Genomic DNA, 22,967 nt, shown 5'->3' with positions numbered 1-22,967 from the left:
CGATAACAGGTCATTGCCGAATTTTGAGTTTTCGTTCTTGGAAGCGGTCGTTCAAGCCCATACGGAAATTCTGCTTATCCCAAAATCAGGCTCATTGTTCAGTCGTTTTCTGACCTCTTGTTTGACGTCCTTCAATGCTACTATTCAAGGATAAAAAGTTAGTCGCGTTTATTAGCAAACGGAGGGCTTCTGCCCGAGCTGTGGTGCAGAAGAATGGCTGAAAGTGCAGCTTTGTTGGCAAATGATTTGCTACGCGGCTATCCAATAAACAACTGAAAAAAGGCGCTGTTAAGCGGTGATTTAGTTCTGTGTCCCATTTAACCAGAATTAGTCTGGGCTTATTCTCGTGTTTTTTATTAAACTAAATTGATTGGGGTTTTATTGGGTTTTGTAATCAACAAGTCGTTTAGCTTTATTTTTCATGCCTTTAAATATTGCGTCTTTTATGTGCTTTGGGAAATCTTTTTTTAGCTGCCTTTCAACTCGCGTCATCACCGAGTCTAGATCGTTAACTACCTGAGTCATTATATTCACCATCATTTCAGTATCGAAGCCGACGTCTTTGGCTGTATCTAAGAAGTGCCTTGGCAAGATATTATTTATCAGATATTTCTTTCCTTTTTTTGCCTTCAGCCCCATTGCTAGCTTTGCGTCTCGAATATTCAATCCTTTTCCACCTACGACAGGATAGATCGATAAAATGTCGTAAAATGGAGTAAGACGATATGCTCCACCAGCGTGAATAAGAAGAGAGAAGTTCTTTGCATGCCCGTCTGTCGCAGCCAGTAACCAAAATAGTAGCTGCGACTTCATGAAATCAAATCGATCCTTTTGCGAATTCATAGAGCCAAGCAAATGATCCATAATTTTTTTAATGCTCGGACCACCGTGGCTTTCATATTTTTTTGCCGATGGAACATTTAAAGTTTGGCAAAAGTCTTCTTGTGGCAATCGCATAATCCACGTGCCGTCTGAAGAGTGTTTTCGATCGAAGCGCTCAACAGCAAGTGCCTTTATATCTCCAACTTTGATAATTGAACATTGTGGAACATCCAAGCCAAATTCTCTTACGATCATCATGCACAAATATTCATTTTCAACACTGTCGGTCATATCAATAGTATGTGAATGACTCTTTATTTCACCGATTGGTAGTTTCATAATATGTGTAGTTGGCGTATTTTTTAAAGGTAGATGCCACTGCCCTTGAAGACTCAATAACGCTGTTTTCTCCTGAGCTCCTGCTAGTGTAATTCTGAAGTCTTCTTCTCCTTTTAACATACCTAATGGGATATTAGACTCATAGCCTTTTAGAATTTTTTCTAAGGCTTTGTTTGACAGTGGTTTACTTTCTATCTTCTTTACATCGGGAACCGCTTGTTTGTGCACTATTAACTGCAGAGCGCCAACGCTGTCTTGGCCTATTTTAGTGAGCAAATCAAATGCTTGTGTAGATTGAGCATCATGACGAGCAACAATTCTATTTCTTATCTCAATATTATCGGGCAATAAATTATCAAAGAAATTATAGACCTGATCCCCCTTATATGTTTTTCGTTGCAGGGGCATGGAAAGTGATATAGGGCGGCTATCGGGGGTTTCTAGCCATTGAGGTTCATATTTAAACAGATGGGACCCGTTTGCTGACTTAGTAAACGCTCCTATTAAATAGCCATTCATATAAACATCTAGAATAGCCATTACCATTCTTCCTTCCATTTACTATCACTTGTATTAACGATTGCTGCAGAATTATTACCATGGAGTTGTTCTGTTAGTTTTGCATTCCTCACTTTAACTTCTAGCTCAAGATTTAAAGCAGATAAAATCTTAAACAACGTGTTTAATTTAGTAGAATCAGGATTTAGCTCAAAACTTGAAATGGTATCCTGACGAATACCCACTTTCTTTGCAGTGCCTGTCTGAGATTGCTTTTGATTTAGACGAATATCTTTTATATATGCACTAAGCTGTCTTGAATTTGTTACCTTCATAGTTATTTGCCTTTTGCATTTTTACGGAGTTATTTTATTTTTACACGCCTTGAGAGGTAAATTAATATTTACCTTCTATAGCAGTTAAATTTGAATTACACGCTATAGGCGTTAAATTAATAAATACACGGTTTGGCGTGTAAAATGGAAAATAGCACACTTTACCGACAGCCCTAAGCCCTGGATCTTTGCCGTTACGCCGCCACCTTTACCGGGTATTCTAAGATTGAACTCAAGTAACAAAGCCTTTATCTATTTTTTGATTCAGCCGAACAGTAGAAACTAATTTTGCAGAAATCAAATCACATTGATGGCCCGCTCCTAACGCTTTTTGTTTGTGTAGGTACAAATGGTTACTTACCACCAGCCAGATCAACGAATGTGCCTGTAATATAAGATGCTTCATTAGATAACAGGAACGCAATCGATGCGGCGACCTCCTCAGGTTCACCACCACGTTGAAGGGGTATTAACTTTTTTAAACGCTCTATACGATCAGGTTCACCTCCGTCAGAGTGCATATTTGTATGAATGAATCCTGGGCGCACGCAATTAACGCGAATATTATCAGCTGCAACTTCAAGTGATAATCCCCTTGTTAATGTATCGATTGCCCCTTTTGATGCTGCATAATCAACATATTCAGAAGGGGCCCCTAGCCTCGCTGCTGCTGAGGAAACATTCACAATTGAGCCGCCATTATGCATGCGTTTGATGGCCTCTCGGCAACACAAAAAGTAGCTAGTAACGTTGGTAGTGAGTACTTTATTAATTCTTTCTGCCGACATTTCACAGACGCGCATCTGCGGTAATAATATGCCAGCATTGTTTACTAAATGAGTGATTCTGCCCAAAGAAGAATCAATAACTTTAAAGAGGCGAATGACATCATTTTCGTTCGCAACATCGGCTTGTACGGCGATAGCTTTACCACCACTACCTTCTATTTTGGCTACGACATTATTTGCCTCGGTTTCATTTGATAAATAATTAACGCAAACTGCATAGCCCAACTTAGCAAGATGCACTGCTGTTGCAGCACCGATACCTCTGGATCCACCGGTTACTAAAACTATTGAATTCATTAAGACTCCGTTTACCGTTTATCGCTTACCGTTTAACGTTTAACGTTTAACGTTTAACGTTTACCAATTCTTCGGTAGAAGTCTCAGTAATTGTTGGAATTTTAAGTATATTAATAAATATAAGTGCTTGCAAATCACTAAATATCTACGGCACTTAAAGGGCGTGGTTGCTTGCCATCTATGTCAGTGAAACCATCATCCTTTGCAAGTTCTGCTGCAATAAGTACACGTCCTGCTTTATTCATCAGCTCGAGATCAGTAGCAAGCGCAACGAGATCACTGCCGCATCTCCGCAGTAATCAATGCAGTTGGCTAACTGTTGCTTGCATACCCAGTTACAAATAATAATACAGACAATATTGCGATGATTTTAATCAAAGTTCCGTATTGGCTATTGCCCTGCAAGGCGCTCTTTCATCCAGCTAATTAATCCCCCGCGAAGCAAGAACTTTACTTGCCGCGGTGACATGTCGTGACGCACCTGAAACGTGTGCTGCTGGGTGACGTTTTCGACCACCAGTTCGTTGCCCTCAGCCAGCATACGCCTTAGGTCGGTCAGACGCAGCACGTCGCCAGCCTGAATCGCCTCGTAATCAGCAAAATCGATGAAGGTCAGCGGTAACACGCCGAAGTTGATCAGGTTTTGCGCGTGTATTCGCGCAAAGCCCTTAGTCAAGACGGCGCGCAGCCCAAGATACTGAGGACCTAGTGCCGCGTGCTCACGGCTCGAACCCTGTCCGTAATTACTTCCGCCCACGACAATGTGGCCCGGTATCTGTTTGGCTCGCTCGGCATAGGTAGGATCAATTCTATCGAAGGAGAACTCAGCAATCATTGGAATGTTGCTCCGAAACGGCAGCACACGCAATCCTGGCGGCATAATTTCATCGGTAGAAACATCATTCGCGGCCTTGAGTATCACCGGCACTTCGATCTCATCAGGCAGTGGCTCGAAGTTCGGCAGCGAAGCAATGTTAGGCCCTTTGACCAGAGCTACTTGCTGCGCCTCCTTAAGTGGCAACGGCGGCATAAACATCGCGCGGTTGATAATAGGATAGTCTGGGTCCGCAATCCGTGGATAAGGTATGCCAAGTGTGCGTGGATCGGTGATCACACCGGTGATCGCTGACGCCGTTGCAGTCTCTGGGCTGACCAGGCACACTTTGTCCTCGCGCGTACCGGAACGACCGGGAAAATTGCGCGGCACTGTACGCAACGAAAGTTCATTACTAGCCGGCGCCTGGCCCATGCCAATGCAGCCATTGCAACCAGCCTGGTGAAGCCGTGCGCCAGCATGTAACAGATGAGCTATATGTCCATCGCGCATCAATGTTTCAAGCTGCGATCGGGAAGTGGGGTTAATATCGAACGAAACTCTGTCATTTACTTGCCGGCCCTGCACCATCATGGCGGAAACAGCTAAGTCACGATAGCCGGGATTGGCCGACGAGCCTATGTATGTTTGGTAGATCTGCTCGCCCGCCACTTCGCTGACGGCACGCACGTTACCTGGGCTCGACGGCATAGCGATCAGCGGCACGAGGCTGGCCAGATCAATCTCTTCATATACGTCGTAAGTCGCGCCCTCATCTGCAACCAATTCGCTCCAATCCTCTTCGCGCTGCCAGGCACGGAGGAAGCGACGCACCTCTTTATCGGAAGGGAAAACCGTACTGGTCGCGCCAAGCTCGGCACCCATGTTGGCGATCACGTGCCGATCCATTGCACTTAATGTGTCTAACCCAGGTCCATAATACTCGATAATCCGACCAAGTCCCCCTTCCACGCCGTGACGGCGTAACATCTCTAGGATTACGTCTTTGGCGCTCACCCAGTCTGGCAGGCTGCCGGTGAGCTTCACGCCCCAAACCAAAGGCATGCGGGTAAAGAACGGTTCGCCCGCCATTGCCAGCGCAACTTCTAGCCCGCCAGCGCCGATAGAAAGCATGCCAATGGCGCCTGCTGCCGGTGTGTGACTGTCAGAGCCCAGCAGTGTCTTACCTGGTTTACCGAAATTTTCCTGATGACAAGGATGACTCACTCCGTTTCCAGGCCGCGAGTACCAGACGCCAAACCGCTGGCAGGCGCTACGCAGAAAAAGGTGGTCGTCAGGGTTCTTGAAGTCCTCTTGAATGATGTTGTGATCAACATACTGGACGCTCACCTCTGTTTTCACTCGGTCGAGACCCATTGCCTCGAGCTCGAGCATAACTAGCGTGCCAGTGGCATCCTGCGTCAGAGTCTGGTCAATGCGGATACCAATTTCCTCGTTCGGCTTCATATCCCCATGCATCAGATGCGACTGGATCAGTTTCTGTGTGACGTTCATGTTTATGTTCATATTCATGCTCCCAAGTTCGATAAGATTGCGATACCCACTCCATGTCGAGCCACATAATATTTAACACGGTCTTACTAGTATCGGTTCAAAACTATATTCTTGTCAACATGGTTTTTAAACGCTATCATATTAAGATACAACAGGAGTTGAAAATGAATAGTCGCACTATTGCGGAACTGGTCTTTCACTTGAGCCGCATGTCCTCTGGCGACAGACTCGATGAAAAGTTAACAACCGCTCAATGGGCAGTGCTCAGATACTTTGCGCTCGCCAACCGATTCTCAAGAACCCCATCCGCTTTCGCCGCATTCCACGCTACAACTCGAGGCACAGCCTCACAGACAATCAAAAGCCTCGAAAAACAAGGTTATCTTACGCGCATACGCTCTGAAAACGACAAACGCAGTATCCGGCTCGTTCTGACCGAAAAAGCGAGGAGTATTCTTACGAATGATCCCTTTGAATCTCTTGTCCGTGCTGCCGACTCCCTACCTAAAAATATGCAAGGCCACTTCACCAATGCCCTGCAGCGCATGCTAGGTAAGGTGGCTAACGAGCGAGGAAAACTGACTTTCGGCACCTGCACCTCGTGCCAACACCTAGAAGGTAATGGCTGCAATCAAGATAAAGAGACAACTTATGCCTGCGGGTTCGCCAGCGAGCCGCTAGTATTAGAAGAACTCGACGAGATCTGTTTCAACTTCGTCCTAGGCAAGCCCTTGCAATGAAGACTCTGTTACCCCAGTCACACCACAATAAAACTGAGCAACAGCCACGTAAATAACGACTTATCAAAGGCTACTTTTAGGCTTATCTTATTAACATTGAGAGCTATAATGTTAAATCATAGTAATAGAGTAGTCACATAAATCATCTCGAATTGTAAGGATCGGAAGGATTCATTGCACGTCGCTGAGTAAGATTATTAGTTCTATTGTTATTTTTTAACTTACCCGGTTACTAAAAAGTAACAGAATTAGAAAAGTCCGTAAAATTCGACGTGTATTTATACTCAGTCAGATTTGATATGCGCACATTAAGGATTTAATTTGAACACTATTATACAAGAAGTGACGGATCGAATTATTGATCGCAGTAGAGTATCCAGGGCAGCCTATTTGGCCAAAATTGAACGAGCACGCAAGCAAGGCCCGCTCCGAGGCGAGCTTTCTTGTGGCAACCTTGCCCATGGTTTTGCAGCTTGTGGCAAAGAAGATAAAGCCGATCTGCGCAGCATGGTCAAAGCTAACATTGCCATTGTATCGTCATACAACGATATGCTTAGTGCCCACCAACCCTACGAAGACTACCCACAAAAACTAAAGAAAGCGATTTCTGAAGTGGGCAGTGTGGCACAATTTGCTGGTGGTGTTCCCGCTATGTGTGATGGAGTGACTCAGGGTAATCCTGGCATGGAATTAAGTTTAATGAGCAGAGATAACATAGCAATGGGCGCAGCCATTGGCTTGTCCCATAATATGTTTGACGGCGCTTTAATGCTGGGTATTTGCGACAAAATTGTACCGGGCTTGTTATTAGCAGGCTTGAGTTTTGGACACTTACCGACTATTTTTGTGCCCGCGGGTCCGATGCCATCTGGCTTACCGAATAAAGAAAAAGCGCGTATCCGCCAGCAGTTTGCTCAAGGTAAAGTCGGGCGCGAAGAACTGCTAGATGCTGAATCACAGTCCTACCACTCTGCAGGCACTTGTACTTTTTATGGCACAGCCAACAGTAATCAGCTTGTAGTTGAAGTAATGGGGCTACACCTACCGGGATCTTCTTTTGTGAATCCGGGAACTGAATTAAGAGAGGAATTAACTAACGCCGCCGCAAGACAAATCACTCGGATAACCGATTTAGGTGACAATTACATGCCGATTGGTCATGTAGTAGACGCAAAGACGATGGTTAACGGTCTTATTGGTTTATTGGCCACGGGTGGATCAACAAATCACACAATGCATTTAGTGGCCGTTGCGCGCGCAGCTGGCTTCATTGTAAATTGGGACGATTTTGCTGACTTATCGAGTGCAACACCCTTAATTACACGCATATATCCAAACGGTTCAGCAGATATCAACCACTTCACTGCGGCAGGTGGTATGTCGTTATTGTTTAAGCAACTGCTCGATAAAGGCTTACTGCATAACGACGTTAACACAATATGTGGCTTTGGCCTTGAGCGATATACGCAAGAGCCGCGCATAATAGATGGTGAGCTTAAATGGGTTGAAGGTGTTGCTGAGTCCTTCGACAAAGAAGTAGTCGCCGATATTAATAAGCCGTTTCAACCCAATGGTGGTTTAGCGGTGCTGTCGGGTAATTTAGGTCGTGCAATAATGAAGACATCGGCGCTAAGTGAACCCTATTGTAAAATGAAAGCACCAGCGATTGTGTTTGAAGACCAATATTCTTTTGATGCTGCGTTTGAATCTGGAGCGCTGAATAAAGATTGTATTGTGGTTGTTCGTTTCCAAGGACCTGCTGCGCTTGGCATGCCTGAGTTACATCGATTAACGCCCCCTTTAGGTGTGCTGCAAGACGAAGGTTTTAAAGTGGCTTTGGTTACCGATGGCAGAATGTCGGGAGCGTCTGGTAGAGTGCCAGCGGCTATTCACTTAACGCCAGAGGCTTTTAAAGGAGGTACTATTGGAAAGATACAGAACGATGACATAGTGGAAATTGATACTATTACCGGTGAGCTTACACTGCATGTCAGTGAGGCTGAATTAGCCAACCGTACACAAGCTAAAATAGACTTAACACTGAGTCATCAAGGCATGGGTCGAGAGCTCTTTGCTGGTATGCGTTCGACTTTGACCGGAGCGGAACAAGGGGCTTGTTCTTTGTTTGTTGAACAAGACCGTCTTGACTCTGGAACACTTTGATATCTATTAACCTTGGTTTTTTTGCGTTATCTGTATCGCCAGTATTGATTTTAATTAGTGTCTCTATTGGCTTGCTAGTGTCGCTTATAGGCATAATAAAAAATAAAGGACGCCTGTTAAGAGCATTATCTTCTGGTGGCTTAACCGTGATAGGCATATATGGAGTCTTTAGTTTAGTCATTGTTTTAGCCCGCTCACATACTGGGCTGCCGGATAGCAGCTTTATGCAACTGGATGGTGAAGGGGTGAAAATAACCGACATCAGTCAGCAGCAGCCAACCGTCGTTAACCTCTGGGCTAGCTCTTGCTCACCTTGCCTGCGGTTAATGCCAGTATTAGAACAGGCGGAACTGCGCCACAGCGATGTGACATTTATCTCGTTAAATCAGCGCGAATCAAGCGAAATCGTGCAGCAGTTTTTGCAGCGAGAAGGGTTAAAATTTAAGCATGTGTTACTAGACAGCAAGGGAGAAATAGCAACTAACAAGGGTCTTTTTAGCCTACCGGTCACCCTGTTCTTTGATGCTAACGGAGAACTAGTGCACAGTCATGCAGGAGAAATGTCAGTAACCACTTTGCAGCAACGTATTGAACAATATTTTTAGTTACGTTTTTACAACTAAATGTGCTTCATTATCTATCAATAGATAATGGCTCACTCTTTGTCGTATATTGATACTTAGATTGTTTAGCTTATATGCTCTTAGTTTACGGTTCGGTGCCACAGAATATCTAATATTTATCGCATTGCTTTCGAAGAATGTAGCATTCTGACTGAATATTCATAATAATTTCAGTTGTTGCAAAATGTAGATTGAAAACAAAATTTATATAAATAACTCATTCCCAATAAGGAGTGCCACCAAAATGTTCAGTGAAATAATCAATAAAAGCTCTAACTTTCGGTGCAAGCAGCCTAGAACTTGGATAAATAGCCCAAATGGCCGCATCTGAGGCAATAGGATAATCGTTAAGTATTTGTATAAGATCTCCATTGCTGAGGTGCTTATAAACACTCCATTTAGAGTTAATGGTAATACCTAAACCATTAATACAAGCGTCTCGAACGGCCTCACCATTGTCGGTTCTAAAATTACCTTTAGCTTTGATGTTTACTTGTCCTTTTGGCGTATAAAATAGCCAGTTATCCAAGCCCATTAATGTAATACATTGATGAGATTTTAATTCTTCCGGAGATATTGGTTCTCCATTTTTTGTCAAATAAGTTGGCGATGCACATAAAATTCGATTATCAGATGCTAATTTTCGCGCAATTAAACTGGAGTCTTTTAATTGAGAGTTACGAATGGCAACATCAAAGCCACCCTCAACCAAATCAACAATAGTATCTGAGAGTTTTAAATCAACATTTAACCCAGGATATAGCGTCAGAAAGTGCGTTATTGCAGGCAATATATGCATTCGTCCAAAAGAAGCTGGGGCAGCAACACGTAATGTTCCTCTGGGTAATGAGTTACCAGCACCGACTGAAGCTCGCGCTGCTTCAATACTAGAAATTACATTTTCTGCATAAGGAAAAAAGGCTTTGCCTTCTTCAGTAAGTGATACCCTTCGAGTCGTTCGATGAATTAAGCGAACACCCAATCCTGCTTCTAATTTATTGATGTGAGCGCTAGCGACCGCTGGTGATAATCTTAATTCGCTCCCCGCTAAGCTAATGTTGTGTGTTGTTGCAATTCTAATAAAAAGTTTAAGATGCTCAATATTCATAATTATCAATAGAAACTATAAAGTGATTCTTTATTTAACTCTATTATCAAAATAATTAATAGTAAATATACTTATGTCATTAAATGATACCTATTAGTAAATAGATGGAAATATCATCAAAGCAATGATCATAAACAGTTTTGGCAGTTCAGACGTTTTTGCGTTAGCAGATATAGCGAAACCTGAAATTAAAGCCGACCATGTTTTAGTTAATATTGAAGCAAGCAGTATAAACACTCTAGACACCATGATACGCCTAATGGGTGATAAGTTACCTTTTGCTCCGCAACTACCAGCTGTTTTAGGGTTGGGCTTTGCTGGGACCATAGAAGCTGTTGGCAAAGGTGTTACTCAATTTTCAGTTGGGGATGAAGTCTATGGTTGTGCTGGCAGAGTAGCCTATTTACCCGGAACTTTGGCAAAATACATAGTGGCCGATGCTAATTTAATTGCTAGAAAAGCGCAAAATTTAAACATGCGTGAAGCCGCTGCAATTCGCGTGGTGGGTATTACTGCCTACGAAGGACTTATGCGTGCCAACACAAGTAAAGGTCAAAATGTATTAGTGCATGGTGGCTCAGGTGCCTTACGTCCTGTATTAGATGAGCTAATCTTCAGCTTAAAAGAGGCTGGTCAGGCACAAGAGCGTCTTTCAAGTGGTCAAGGAATGGGTAAAGTAGTTATAAATATAAAACCAACCTAAATAGGAAGTTAACAAGATGGCAGCATATACTTTTGATGACAGTAACATTTCTTGGAAAACGCTCGGCGACTTCGAGCATTTGCATTTTTCCATTCTAAACATTGATGAAATTAACAAAATATCCGATGTTTTATTTAAATTTGCGGCAAACGAGAAGATCGTGATGCATCGCCATAAAGTTCATAATAATACCTTTGTAATACAAGGAGAACATCGCTTGTATAAGCCAGACGGCACGCTCAAAGAAGTCCGACCCGTCGGTTCGATGACCTCGACCCCGGCGGATGATGAGCCTCATCGCGAAGGTGGCGGTGATCAAGATGTAATAATCGCCTTCAGCATCCGAGGAGATGGTGTGTTGTATGAGCTCTTAGATGACGATATGAATCAAATTGGAACTATCAGCCTGCAGGATTTGATAGATCTGAAGAACGCTGCCTAATTAAAAAGGACGGTTTCGCTATTACTTAATGGCAATTCAAATGTACCCAGATTATCGTTCGACCCGTCATTAGTAATTCAGTTTGGCTGTGCCATCGATTTACACTTAGCCTCCGAGATGTTGGGCCTGAAATTCGACCGCTTCGCAGTCGAATTTCATCTTAAGTGACTCTCATTGTTGTTTGCGGTATTCTCAATTTATATATCGATGCTCATGTTGCTAGGCAAAGCACCGTCGGAGCATGTATCAAACTCGCCAATCTTGTTATCTGCTCCTAGAGAAACTCCCCCGTTAACCGCAAACAGTCCACAAGTTCCAGCTGCGCCGCGAAGGGTGGTGCCGGCACCGGTCAGAATATAGGAGCCAGCAAAAATAGTGCCTGCTAAATTGGCATTTGCTCCGCTTGTTACATAGCCCCCAGCATTGATGATAATGCTGCTGTTACCGGTGACATCAACGAGGTTGAATGTTGTATCCGCACCAAAGGCGGCATAGGTATCAACATTGATAAGCCATACATTGTCTTCACCATTGCCATTAAAAGTGAGTGTGGTACCCGCAGCTGTGGTGAGTACTGTTAAATGATAGACACCAGGGACTACATCTACATTACCAGTATATGCATCCAATGATTGATTTTCCGGAGGAGCTTGTGCCGACGCAAGCCTATTTTGCAGATCACTGAGTTTTGCTTTCCCATCTTTTATTTGGGTGGCTATGATTTCTGTTTTATTGTATTCATCATAATTAGATGCACTAGCATTAAGGCCAATGGTGACACTAGTTCCTGCGTAGGCAGTACCATCGATAGATGCATCAGCGCCAAGCGTTACCGCTGCGCCAGCAGTAATTTTGCCTTTAGTCGACGACCCCGCGCCCATGGTGACAGCGGCTCCGGCTACAATATTACCATCGACTTCTGCATCCGCACCAAAGCCTGCTGCTGCGACTGCCTCAACATTGCCGACAACGATTGAACTTGCACCTCCGACGACTGCAGCGCCAGCATAGATTATCTGGTTATTTAAGTCTTCATCTAACAAGGACGGTAGACCCACGCCTTCGTAATTGTATTGTAAAGTGACTTCACCACTCCACCCGTTGTCATCGTATTGGTTGCTGCCTCCGATACCAGAAACAAACCATCCCATCGATGGTGTCTCCTCAAAAAAGTCAGGGCCTAATACCACTTCGCCATCCGCAAATTGTATATCGACGTAGGAAAAATAATCACTCGTCCCTGTGGTTGATATAGTGGTGCTTTCACCACCTAAACTATATCCAATATCTACATTCCAATCGAGAGCTTCATAAACTATAAGACTATAACTTACATTACTCCAAGATAAGGTGTAGGACACTAAATCTGTCGGCTCAGGAGCAACATCTTCAAACGCACTGAACTCTAATAGCTGCTCTTCGCCATCCCCAATTAAATTTTGGGTCTCTGTCACTGCAAGAGAAACTGCTCTGCTGTTCCCAGTATACGTGCTCATTCCTAAGACCATCAATATTGCGATAACGTTAATTACTAATGACTGTTTCATAATCCTATTTTCCCTAATTCTACGGCTAATTTATTGTTATTGTTTTTTTGTTAATGCGTGAATGTTTATACATATTAATGTGGCATCAATGGATATTTATTTTTTATTTCTATCAGTACACTGATGTCTAATCACAAACCGCAACAAATTGCATTCATCATAAGGTAACCTGCATATGTGTTTACATTGTTGTCCTGTGTCCACAGATGTTTGTCATATATCCACAATCGTCTTGATTCAAGATGCCCGAAACAATCGTGGAATATATCTTACTCACCTTTTGACATGCAGCGCCTGCGGCAAACAATGGATGTCGTGTTCTTTTCTTGTGCTTATCGATTGAGTCTTGTAGGGTTATGTATACAAAAAAATACAGCTAGAGCATGTTCGTATATGTTTATTATGTCGAAACGATTGCTTCCTTGGCAGCGAACTTATTTATGTTGGCCCGCTATATTTTGGCCCGCTATATTTTGCCTCACTTTATTCTGTTTACATACCTCTACAAGCCTTGCTCAAGCGCAGCAGTATCAACATGTCGGTAACCCTATCGCCCGAGTGTTTAGTATTGAAGAGCATCAAAGTGGTAATCAAATTTGGTCGGTTAATCAATACATCGACGGGCGCATGCTATTTGCCACGGGCAACGGACTATTGGTATGGGATGGCGAAAATTGGCAGCGCTCAAGTACTCCTAATAATACCCGTGTTCGCGATATCTCTATTTGGCAAGACGGTAACATCTACGCTGGCGCAGTCGGAGAGCTTGGCTACTTCAGCCCAACCGACAACGGCGAATTCACTTTTACTCACATCCCCACTGACCATCTGCTTGAGGATTTCGGTCAGACTTTTGGAGTAAACAGTAATCATAAAATGGTGGTGTTTAGCACTGACCAGACTGTTTTAGTATGGGACGGTAAACATATGCAAAGCATCAATCAATTTGATGGTAAAACCACCCGAGTATTCAAAATTGGCGAGATGCTGCTACTTGAAGACAGGCAACAAATGTATTCAATAGATATTGTTAATGGCGAACCCATTGCAACGCCGTTGACTTGGCAATTTCCTGCCAATATGCGGATTAAGTCGGTGTTCTTAAATCAGCAGGATAATGTTGTCATGGTGACTAACATGAACGGTGTTTTTGAACTCGATAAAAACACTTTTGTGCAGCGGATCTCACCAAAGCAACTGCCGGAAAATTACTTGAACAGCGGTATTCAAGGCCATGACGGCTTCTACTATCTGAACTCTTCAAGGGACGGGCTGATAATATTCGATGCCTCGTTTACACTCATGCGCCATTATAAACAAGCTGATGGTTTAGGTTTGTCCACTATTTATAATGTTTTTCAAGACGACCAGCAAAATATCTGGCTAGCTGGCTTACCAAACATCAGCGTTTTCCAACCGCCGCATATACGCAGTAAATACAGCAGCGATACCGGTACCGTCGATTTTGAGAATATATTTAATATTGATCAGAGTATGTTTTTCTCAGGTACCGGGTTTTATCAACTTACCTTTCCAAATGGTAAAACACGTAGCCCTATGTTTACCCAAATTCCTGATTTCAACCTCGTTGTACTCGAACTTCTAGCACTTGAAAATGCGCTGTTCGTAGGCACCGAGGCTGGAGTATATTTGTTCGACATAACAAATGTAGATGACCAAAAATTTATGTCTAACCCGACATTGATATCCACTCAAGACTGGGTTTCCGAAATGGCCTTTTCATCTCATAAATTCCCTTCTGATCAAGGGTCATCTAATAAATTAAGGTCCGACAATCAATTTATATATGCCACCATTGGTAATCATTTATCACAATTTGAGAAAATTAACGGGCGGTGGCAAGAAACGCGTTTGTTTGAAGATAAGAGCGGTATGGAATATTTATCAATTCAAGCCGTTGATGATAGCAGCGAGCACATTTGGTTTACTACCGAACAACAGGAACTGTATCGCTTAACCATGGTCGGTAATAGGCTTGATCTAGACTCCCTTCTAAAATTTGACAACCAGTCTGCTCCTTTGGGCAGCGAGCACTTGCGTCCATTTGTGTACAAGCAAAGAATGTTGATAGGCACGCAAAATGGCGTGATTGAATATCAGCCGACAAGCAAGTCTGAGTTCACTTTGGTAAATGATTTAACCCATTCATTTAGTACGCTAAACAAAGACGTGTTCAAGATTGAGATTGATGAAAAGCAACGCATTTGGTATCACGCTGGCACTGATACAGGTGTTATATATACAGACGACTCTGGGTCATATAGTGCTGAAGAGACATTTTTTAAACCTTACAATCGCTCGGGTACCAGAGGACTAGCCTACTTTGACGATGCCATCTGGTTTGGCGTGGCAAATGGCAGTATTTATAGACTCTCTGAAAAGGCGATCCACCATGTTCCTAAAGCGGCTCCTCTGACAGTTCGATACATTAACAGCATCAACAGCAATATACGTTTACCCCTGAACTTACCTCAGCCAGCATACTCAGTAGACAACAACTCAATGCGAATAGGGTTTGCACTGGCTGATTATTCATCGCCTATGAAAACACGCTATCGCACTCAGCTTGCAGGGCCTATCGACCAAAGCTGGACTCAGTGGTCGACAGAAACAAGTAAAGATTTCACATTGCTACCGGGAGGTGATTACACACTGTCTGTTGAAGCACAGGATGTTTGGGGAAGAACAGCGTCAACACAGCATGGTTTTGCAGTTGCTTTCCCTTGGTATCTTTCATTTTGGGCCAAGATAATTTATTTGGTCGCACTACTTCTTATTATCGCGACGAGTATAAGAGTCGGACAAAAACTGCGTAATAAAGCCTTAGAGCAACAAAATCGAGATCTAGAGCTCGGGATATCAGAACGCACCAAGGAGATCGCGCTTAAAGTAGATGAACTTAAACAACAACAACAATTAAAAGACCGATTTTTCTCGAATGTTTCACATGAATTTAGAACCCCACTGACTCTGACTATTGGGCCACTTGAAACTATACTGAAAGAATGCAGTGCAACATTAGATGTTCAAGTTAAGAATTTGACCTTTACCGCGCTCAATAATGCCAAAACGATGCTGGCTTTGGTAGGGCAAGTGCTAGATATCAATCGACTCGAAGTTGGACAACTCTCGCTTCGCGTTAGCCAGCATGATATGGCAGCGTTACTCAGGCTTAATTATGAACGCTTTTTACCTTGGACTGAGCAACATCAGCAAGAGTTGGGTCTGCTTAACTGCGAGAATCCGCATGAAATTTATTGCGATGTAGATCAAATAGACAAATGTATCTCCAACCTGCTTTCCAATGCAGTCAAATATAGTGGTAAACGCACGGTAATCACATTGGCACTTATCCATCAGCAAAAACACTTAGGAATAAGGATTACAGACAACGGCCATGGCATTGATGCGGCCAACAAAGAGCAGGTTTTTGACCGGTATTATCAAGAAGAGCTAGCAAACGGTGAGTCATCTAAGGGTTCAGGCATTGGCTTGGCGCTGGTAAAAGAACTGGTTAATTTGCATCACGGCTCAATAGACCTAGAAACAGAAATCGACCAAGGCTGCCAGTTCACGATCTGGCTACCATCTGGAAAGTCACACTTTAGATCCGAACAACTGATAGAACCCACTGGTATTAAAAAAACCATTGCCACGCAAGACTATACAAATAATTTACCCCAAAAAGACGCCACTAAAATTTTAGTGGTTGATGATAATGCTGAACTACGCCAGTTTATCTGCCAGAGGCTTAGTCATAGCTTTACCGTTATAGAGGCTGACAACGGACAATCCGGCTTTGTTTCAGCGATGATAAACTTACCCGACATTATAATTTCAGATATTGCGATGCCAGTGATGTCAGGACTTGAGTTAACGCAAAAGCTTAAGCGACATCCAGAAACCAAGCACATCCCTGTTTTATTGCTCTCAGCGCAAGCAATGAAAAGAGACATCGTGCAAGGCTTTGCCCACGGTGCGGATGACTACTTGATCAAACCATTCGATACATCTGAGTTAGTCATGCGCGTTAACACACTCATAAAAAGCCGTAGAGCGTTTGTCCGCCGCAAAATCCAAATGACGCCAGAACTGCAGGCTGCAGCAAACAGCAGTAGTTCGTTTGAGGACAATTTGCAAAAGCATATTTTTAGCCATTTACATGACGTCGACTTTACTATTGATATGCTGTCACAGCTCATGTTTATGAGTAAAGAAACACTGCGTAGAAAATGTCAGGTTAGTTTGAAAATTTCGCCGTCTGCATATATTCACCAAGTACGCTTGCAACAGGCAAAATTATTATTACAGCAACATCAAATGAATATCAGTGAAGTGGCCTACGCGGTTGGATTTGACAGCTTGTCGAACTTCTCTAAATCATTTAAAAAATATTATGGTCTAACACCCTCAGCATTGAATTTAAAAGAAAAGCGTAAAGACAATTGAATCGCCATAAGCCTTGATATCGGCCTATGGCGTTTACGTTCAGGACGATTAACGCCAAGCTTAGCGGAAATCATTAATGAGCTATTTAGCGACCGACTCAAAGCTCTTTTTGAATAAATTCAATCCTTCCTTTATCACCTCATCTTCGATGGTAAGCGGAGGCAAGAATCGGACAACGTTATTTCTAATCCCACATTTAAGTAATATCAAGCCGTTATTCAGGGCTTCTTTAATCAAAGCGCCCAACAATTCAGGATTAGGCTGAGAAGGGTCGCCATTTTTAACCAGCTCAAGGGCTATCATGGCGCCTCTATCGGCTCTGACTTCTCCAATTAAATGTGGATATTGCTTTTGTAATTCTTTCAAGTGAGTAGAAAAAACGATACCTATTTGATGCGATTTAGCAACTAACTTCTCATCCTCAATAATGTCCAAAACGGCCAACGCCGCAGCACAGCTTATTGGAGAGCCCGCATAGGTTCCACCTAATCCTCCAGCTGATGCAGCATCCATTATATTAGTTTTGCCAATAACAGCAGCAATCGGAAATCCACCAGCCATACCTTTAGCGACCGTGATTAAGTCAGGTTCTATATCCGCATGCTCTGACGCAAATAATTTACCGGTTCTACCAAAACCAGTTTGAATTTCATCTGCAATCATTACGATACCATGTTGAGTGCATATCTCTCTCAATGCTTTGAGAAAGGAATTTGATGCTGGGTAGAAACCACCTTCACCTTGCACTGGTTCGATAATAATCGCGGCCACTTCTTCAGGCGTAACATCGCAGTTAAATAAATTATGCAGCGCTTCAATTGACTGCTCTTCAGTAACACCATGATATGGGATCGGGAAAGGTGCTCGATAGATGTCTGCTGGAAAGGGGCCAAATAATGTTTTGTATGGTGCGTTCTTGCCAGTCAGCCCAAGGGTAAAGTTAGTTCGCCCATGATAACCACCATTGAATGCGATAACAGCACGACGACGAGTATGCGCGCGCGCAATTTTAATCGCATTTTCTACGGCTTCCGCGCCAGTGGTTACAAACATGCTTTTTTTCGGACTGTTACCTGGGGCTAATTCATTCAGTTTTTCCGCAAGCACAACAGCGCTATTGTAAGGGGTCACCATAACGCATGTATGTGAAAATCTCTCAACTTGCTCTTTAACCGCAGCGACAATACGTGGGTGTGAATGGCCCGTATTAGTGACTGCAATGCCACTTGCGAAGTCAACATAACGATTTCCTTCAACATCCCACAACAGTGCGTTTTTACCTTTTTCAATATAAATAGGTGCAAGGTTTGCTTCTCCGATCGCGATAGCTTGGTCTTTTCGAGCTTGCCATTGCGCATTGGTAGTGGTTGCGTTTACCTCGGCATTTACATCAGCTTTTAAATAAGCAACTTTATTCATTAGTTCAATCCTCCCATTTTAAGATGTTTGATTTCCAGGTAGTCATCTAGGCCGTATTTTGAGCCCTCTCGACCCTGACCAGATTCTTTGACCCCTCCAAATGGGATCATTTCGTTCGATAGCGCCGCATCGTTAATACCCACCATGCCGGCTTCTATAGCTTCGCCAACACGCCACATTTGACTCATGTCGTTGGAATAGAAATATGCCGCAAGTCCGAATGGAGAATCATTAGCCAGTTCAATTGCTTCACGCTCCTCATCAAAAGTAAAAATAGCTGCGACGGGACCAAAAATTTCTTCAGAGAAAAGCGTCATATCCTTGGTAGCACCCGTGATTATTTTGGGTGCCATAAAATTGCCCTTACCATCCATATTCGAGTCAGTTGTAATTACTTGGGCGCCTAATTGACGTGCGTTTTCGACTAATTCATTAACTTTGTTAACCGCCGATTGATTGATCATTGGGCCAACGTCTACACCCGACTCAAACCCATCGCCTACTTTCAACTTAGCAACCGCTACTTTGAGCTTGTCTGTGAACTTCTCAACTATCGACGACTGCACGATAACCCGATTAGTGCAGACGCAGGTTTGGCCCGCGTTACGGAACTTATTAGCAATAAGACCTTTAACGGCTAAGTCAAGATCGGCACTTTCAAACACGATGAATGGGGCGTTACCTCCTAGCTCCATTGACGTGCGCTTGAGTGTTTGCGCACAATCAACAGTTAATTTTTTACCCACTTGGGTTGAGCCTGTGAAAGTAAGTTTGCGGACAATTGGGTTAGACGTCATTTCTTGCCCAATTTCAGCGGTAGTACCGGCTAAAATATTGATAACACCGGGAGGAATACCGGCACGATTTGCTAACTCCCCGAGTGCAAGTGCTGACAACGGCGTTTCATTCGCGGGCTTGCACACCACCGTGCAGCCTGCTGCGAGGGCGGGAGCAATTTTTCGGGTTAGCATCGCATTAGGAAAATTCCAAGGCGTGATACAAGCAACAACCCCAACCGGTTGTTTAATGCATAGAAGCCTAGCGTCGTCGCTTTGCTGTGGGATAATATCACCATAAATACGCTTTGCTTCCTCGGCAAACCACTGAATATAGCTCGCTCCATATAAAATCTCACCCTCAGCCTCAGCTAAAGGTTTACCTTGTTCAGATGATAATATTCGAGCTAAATCCAACTTGTTAGTAATAATTTGGTCATGCCAAGCCATCAGTAAAGAAGCACGTTGCTTCGACGGCATTTTTGCCCAACTAATCATTGCAACCTTGGCAAACTCAATTGCCTTGCGGGTCTCTTTAGCACCGCATTTGGCGACGTTTGCGACAACCTCACCTGTCGATGGGTTCTTAACAGCAAATGTAGTGCTGTCTTCTGCAGACACAAATTCGCCGTTTATATATGCATTAGATTTAAGTAATTCTTGGTCTGATAACATCGACATTTAATATAGTCCTTGGAAATTCGATGTAGATAAGGTATTAAATAAAGATATTGCACACAAACGAATAATATTAGCTATCCTCATTAGTATTATTCATCAAAATAATTCACTATATGCACTTGTTTAATGCACTTGTTTAATGCACTTATAAAGAGTCGAGATTATGATTGATCGAAGAACTATGCCCCTATCTAGTTTGCGCGCTTTTGAATCTGCCGCCATTAACTTACATATGGGTCGAGCTGGAGCCGAATTGGGTGTCACACAAGGCGCTATTTCTCATCAAGTACGACTATTGGAAGAAAGATTAGGCGTCGCCTTGTTTTCACGCGCGCACAATACGCTCTCGTTAACACCAGCGGGCTCGCGTTTATTGATGTCTGTATCACAAGGATTAGACCTGATCATTGACGGCGCACGAAATCTTGAGCCTGAGACCGTCAGTGGCACACTTATCGTGGGGTGCACGCAATCAATCGCAGCTAGTTGGGCAGCGCAACATATTTGCTCTTTTTACGAGAAATATCCAGACATCACTATTACCGTTCGTGAAATTGAATCTCAGCAGCGCGAGATCCCGCGCGATATCGACATCGCTATTTGTTACGGCGCTCCTAACATTGATGATAGGGTGATGACTAAAATCGGCGCCCCTGTTCTGTACCCAGTTTGCAGTCCTGCACTACTAAACGCTGAAAAACAGCGAATACACCTTAACAATATGTCTCAATTGACCTTTATCCATGATGGTCAGGTTTCCTGGCAACGTTGGATGGAAAAGCACGGTGTAGAATCAAGTCAGATGCATTCAAACATTTACTTTCCGAATGCTAGCCAAGCGCTTCGAGCCGCTGTTCTCGGGGCTGGCGTGGCATTAGCAAATACTCTTGAGACCCAGCAATTTATAAAAGATGGACAATTAATGCGCTTACTTAATAAACCGATAAACGAAGCACATTCTTATTATCTTATTTCGCCTTCAATTAAAAATAACACAATAAAAGCGACTATTTTTGCAGAGTGGATTATTAATGCCTGCGACTCGTAGTTAGCAACCAACTCGTAATTAGCCTGCGATAGCCGTAGAAATTCGATGCCGATGAGTCTTATCAACACAGTTTTATGCTTTAGTAACCGCTGACATGGCTTGGTAATATGACACCATTTTCTTCACTATACTTTTCCCATTCGACAATAAGTTCAGCTAGTTTAATGGGATACTCGTCGGAAAGGTCCTTGGCTTCAGCAAGGTCAGTCGACACATCGTAAAGCTGCCAATTGCCGTTGCCATGAGGTGGTGGAATATTTACCGCTTTGTATGCTCCTTTTCGAATCATGTACTTACCCAATATTTCGCCACCTTCTACTCGAGTTGCGGTGATGTGTGGCGATCCGGCATCGCTTAAAATATCGAGCATTGAAAATCCGCTTGGCGCTTCTATTTGTGTGCCATTGTATATAGGGGCAGGATGCTTGATTTTGGTTATTTCAAGCAGTGTAGGTACGATGTCTTTCACTGACAAAAATTCATCTGTTGTTTTGCCATTAGCAAATGCAGGGTATGTTATAAATGCGGGAACCCTTGTGCCGCCTTCGGTCACAAAGCCTTTATACAATCTAAAGGCGGGTGAGCTAGCTTGAGCCCAATTCGGACCGTTAAAAGCGTAACTGCCTACTTTGCCAATATTTGCAAAGCTAAAATCGTGGCGCTCATCGATATTCTTTCGAATTTTCGGAAACTGCGCGCGAGGCCAAGTTTGATCAATAGTGTGGCCTTCCGCACCATTGTCAGACATAAAAATAATCACCGTGTTTTCAAGCTGTTGTTGGTCATCAAGCCATGTAATCAAACGGCCAATGTGCTGGTCAAGGTCGTCAATCATGGCCGCATAGACTTCCATTGTGCGAGCTTCAGTTTGCTTTTCAATAGCAGAAAGATTTTCCCATGGCGTTGTAGCTGCAATACTTTTAGTTTGTGGCGGCACAATGCCTAGGGATATTTGCTTTTGTAAACGCTGCTCACGGACAACATCATAACCAATGTCATACTTGCCCTTATATTTGTCAATTATGTATTGAGGAGCTTGTATTGGCCAATGTGGAGCGGTAAATGAAAGATAGGCAAAAAATGGTTTGTGAGCATCCCTTTGTTGCAAGTAGCTCATCATTTGGTCGGTGAAAAACTGCGAAGAAAACGCAAAATTGTCAGGCAATTTATTTACTATTTGCTGGTCTTGTCGATACGGCGCTTGACCGTTTGGATCAGGGTGATAAGCGGGCTTCATATCACTAAAGTGACTGGCACCACCAGCCAACATGCTAAAAGATTTGTCAAAACCTTTTGCCCAGGGGCTCGCCTCTAACGACATACCTAAATGCCATTTACCAGTCATAAATGTGCTATATCCCTTGTCTCTAAGTAACGAGGCAATCGTCACAACACTGTCATTTAACTGGCCTTCATAGCCCGCCTGACCCACTTGATTAGGGGCTAATTCTTCGGCCATATTGCCCAACCCAGCTTTATGATTATCGACACCGGTTAGCAGCATTGCGCGTGTTGAAGAACAAACAGGGGATGTGTGAAAATTGGTAAATAATACACCTTGATTAGCAAGTTTATCTATATTGGGAGTGGGTATCTCACCTCCAAAACGACCTAAATCTGCCATGCCCATATCGTCTACTACAATGAGTAATACATTGGGTTTTCTATAAGATTGGTTTTCTTCATGCATTTGTGAGCAACCAAAAAGTGTCACCGTGAGGATGCTCACAAACAGATTTCTGAGCGTAGAAAGATAATCGAATTTATCACTATCAGCTTTACTCGCTTTTGTTCTAGTGGTGTTCAACGTAGGTTTAATTATCTTCAAAATAGGCCTCC

General features: G+C 43.3%; 16 protein-coding genes. 7 read left to right on the top strand and 9 right to left on the bottom strand.

What is annotated here, in order from left to right; translation table 11 throughout:
- Positions 1–378: 378 nt before the first annotated feature.
- From CXF81_RS01785 to CXF81_RS01770, 4 genes are all read right to left on the bottom strand, one after another.
- Positions 379–1,701, bottom strand: coding sequence for a type II toxin-antitoxin system HipA family toxin (locus tag CXF81_RS01785; RefSeq protein ID WP_101179540.1), 1,323 nt, complete (start codon positions 1,699–1,701; stop codon positions 379–381).
- Entirely contained in the window at positions 1,701–1,994 is a 294-nt protein-coding gene (locus tag CXF81_RS01780) for a helix-turn-helix domain-containing protein (protein WP_101179538.1), read from the bottom strand. The genes CXF81_RS01785 and CXF81_RS01780 overlap by 1 nt, the downstream gene beginning before the upstream one ends.
- 353 nt (positions 1,995–2,347) lie before the next feature.
- Positions 2,348–3,079: an SDR family oxidoreductase gene (locus CXF81_RS01775; RefSeq protein ID WP_101179536.1), complete on the bottom strand. Its 732-nt coding sequence runs from the start codon at positions 3,077–3,079 to the stop codon at positions 2,348–2,350.
- A gap of 391 nt (positions 3,080–3,470) precedes the next feature.
- Positions 3,471–5,420 carry an aconitate hydratase gene (locus CXF81_RS01770; RefSeq protein ID WP_232771741.1) on the bottom strand — a complete coding sequence of 650 codons (1,950 nt, stop codon included), beginning with the start codon at positions 5,418–5,420 and terminating at the stop codon, positions 3,471–3,473.
- Positions 5,421–5,461: 41 nt separating this feature from the next.
- Between CXF81_RS01770 and CXF81_RS01765 the strand changes: the two genes are divergently transcribed.
- The 3 genes from CXF81_RS01765 to CXF81_RS01755 all read left to right on the top strand — a co-directional run bounded on the left by CXF81_RS01765 (position 5,462) and on the right by CXF81_RS01755 (position 8,916).
- On the top strand, positions 5,462–6,148 hold the full coding sequence (locus tag CXF81_RS01765; RefSeq protein ID WP_232771740.1) for a MarR family winged helix-turn-helix transcriptional regulator: 687 nt from the start codon (positions 5,462–5,464) through the stop codon (positions 6,146–6,148).
- 321 nt (positions 6,149–6,469) lie between these two features.
- Complete coding sequence (gene edd, locus CXF81_RS01760) at positions 6,470–8,311, top strand: phosphogluconate dehydratase (protein ID WP_101179534.1); 1,842 nt, start codon at positions 6,470–6,472, stop codon at positions 8,309–8,311.
- Positions 8,308–8,916: a TlpA disulfide reductase family protein gene (locus CXF81_RS01755; RefSeq protein WP_101179532.1), complete on the top strand. Its 609-nt coding sequence runs from the start codon at positions 8,308–8,310 to the stop codon at positions 8,914–8,916. Before edd ends, CXF81_RS01755 begins: the two co-directional genes overlap by 4 nt.
- A gap of 235 nt (positions 8,917–9,151) precedes the next feature.
- Here the strand turns inward: CXF81_RS01755 and CXF81_RS01750 are convergent, their stop codons facing one another.
- A complete protein-coding gene (locus CXF81_RS01750) occupies positions 9,152–10,042 on the bottom strand; it encodes a LysR family transcriptional regulator (RefSeq protein WP_101179530.1) in 891 nt (296 codons plus the stop codon).
- A 124-nt stretch (positions 10,043–10,166) separates the two neighbouring features.
- Between CXF81_RS01750 and CXF81_RS01745 the strand changes: the two genes are divergently transcribed.
- Together CXF81_RS01745 and CXF81_RS01740 are read left to right on the top strand one after the other, a co-directional pair.
- Positions 10,167–10,745 (top strand): alcohol dehydrogenase catalytic domain-containing protein, encoded by a 579-nt coding sequence (locus CXF81_RS01745; protein WP_369828609.1) that lies wholly within the window; start codon positions 10,167–10,169, stop codon positions 10,743–10,745.
- Between the two features lie 16 nt (positions 10,746–10,761).
- Positions 10,762–11,187 (top strand): regulator, encoded by a 426-nt coding sequence (locus tag CXF81_RS01740; RefSeq protein ID WP_101179526.1) that lies wholly within the window; start codon positions 10,762–10,764, stop codon positions 11,185–11,187.
- A 197-nt stretch (positions 11,188–11,384) separates the two neighbouring features.
- Here the strand turns inward: CXF81_RS01740 and CXF81_RS01735 are convergent, their stop codons facing one another.
- Positions 11,385–12,734 carry an ice-binding family protein gene (locus tag CXF81_RS01735; protein ID WP_101179524.1) on the bottom strand — a complete coding sequence of 450 codons (1,350 nt, stop codon included), beginning with the start codon at positions 12,732–12,734 and terminating at the stop codon, positions 11,385–11,387.
- Between the two features lie 402 nt (positions 12,735–13,136).
- Here CXF81_RS01735 and CXF81_RS01730 point away from each other — a divergent pair, with 402 nt between their 5' ends.
- On the top strand, positions 13,137–17,204 hold the full coding sequence (locus CXF81_RS01730) for an ATP-binding protein (RefSeq protein WP_198556292.1): 4,068 nt from the start codon (positions 13,137–13,139) through the stop codon (positions 17,202–17,204).
- An 81-nt stretch (positions 17,205–17,285) separates the two neighbouring features.
- Here the strand turns inward: CXF81_RS01730 and gabT are convergent, their stop codons facing one another.
- Together gabT and CXF81_RS01720 are read right to left on the bottom strand one after the other, a co-directional pair.
- Positions 17,286–18,623 (bottom strand): 4-aminobutyrate--2-oxoglutarate transaminase, encoded by a 1,338-nt coding sequence (gabT, locus tag CXF81_RS01725; protein WP_101179519.1) that lies wholly within the window; start codon positions 18,621–18,623, stop codon positions 17,286–17,288.
- On the bottom strand, positions 18,623–20,080 hold the full coding sequence (locus CXF81_RS01720) for an NAD-dependent succinate-semialdehyde dehydrogenase (RefSeq protein ID WP_101179516.1): 1,458 nt from the start codon (positions 20,078–20,080) through the stop codon (positions 18,623–18,625). Before CXF81_RS01720 ends, gabT begins: the two co-directional genes overlap by 1 nt.
- A gap of 163 nt (positions 20,081–20,243) precedes the next feature.
- Here CXF81_RS01720 and CXF81_RS01715 point away from each other — a divergent pair, with 163 nt between their 5' ends.
- Positions 20,244–21,128: a LysR substrate-binding domain-containing protein gene (locus CXF81_RS01715; RefSeq protein ID WP_101179514.1), complete on the top strand. Its 885-nt coding sequence runs from the start codon at positions 20,244–20,246 to the stop codon at positions 21,126–21,128.
- Positions 21,129–21,207: 79 nt separating this feature from the next.
- Here the strand turns inward: CXF81_RS01715 and CXF81_RS01710 are convergent, their stop codons facing one another.
- The gene (locus CXF81_RS01710) at positions 21,208–22,956 is read right to left on the bottom strand and encodes an arylsulfatase (RefSeq protein WP_101179512.1); all 1,749 of its coding nucleotides are present in this window, start codon (positions 22,954–22,956) and stop codon (positions 21,208–21,210) included.
- Between the last annotated feature and the right edge of the window lie 11 nt (positions 22,957–22,967).

It is taken from the genome of Glaciecola sp. 33A (genome assembly GCF_002836745.1).
GTDB lineage: Bacteria > Pseudomonadota > Gammaproteobacteria > Enterobacterales > Alteromonadaceae > Glaciecola.
The sequence above is the reverse complement of the archived record's forward strand: the minus strand, read 5'-3'. Positions and strand labels throughout refer to the sequence as shown.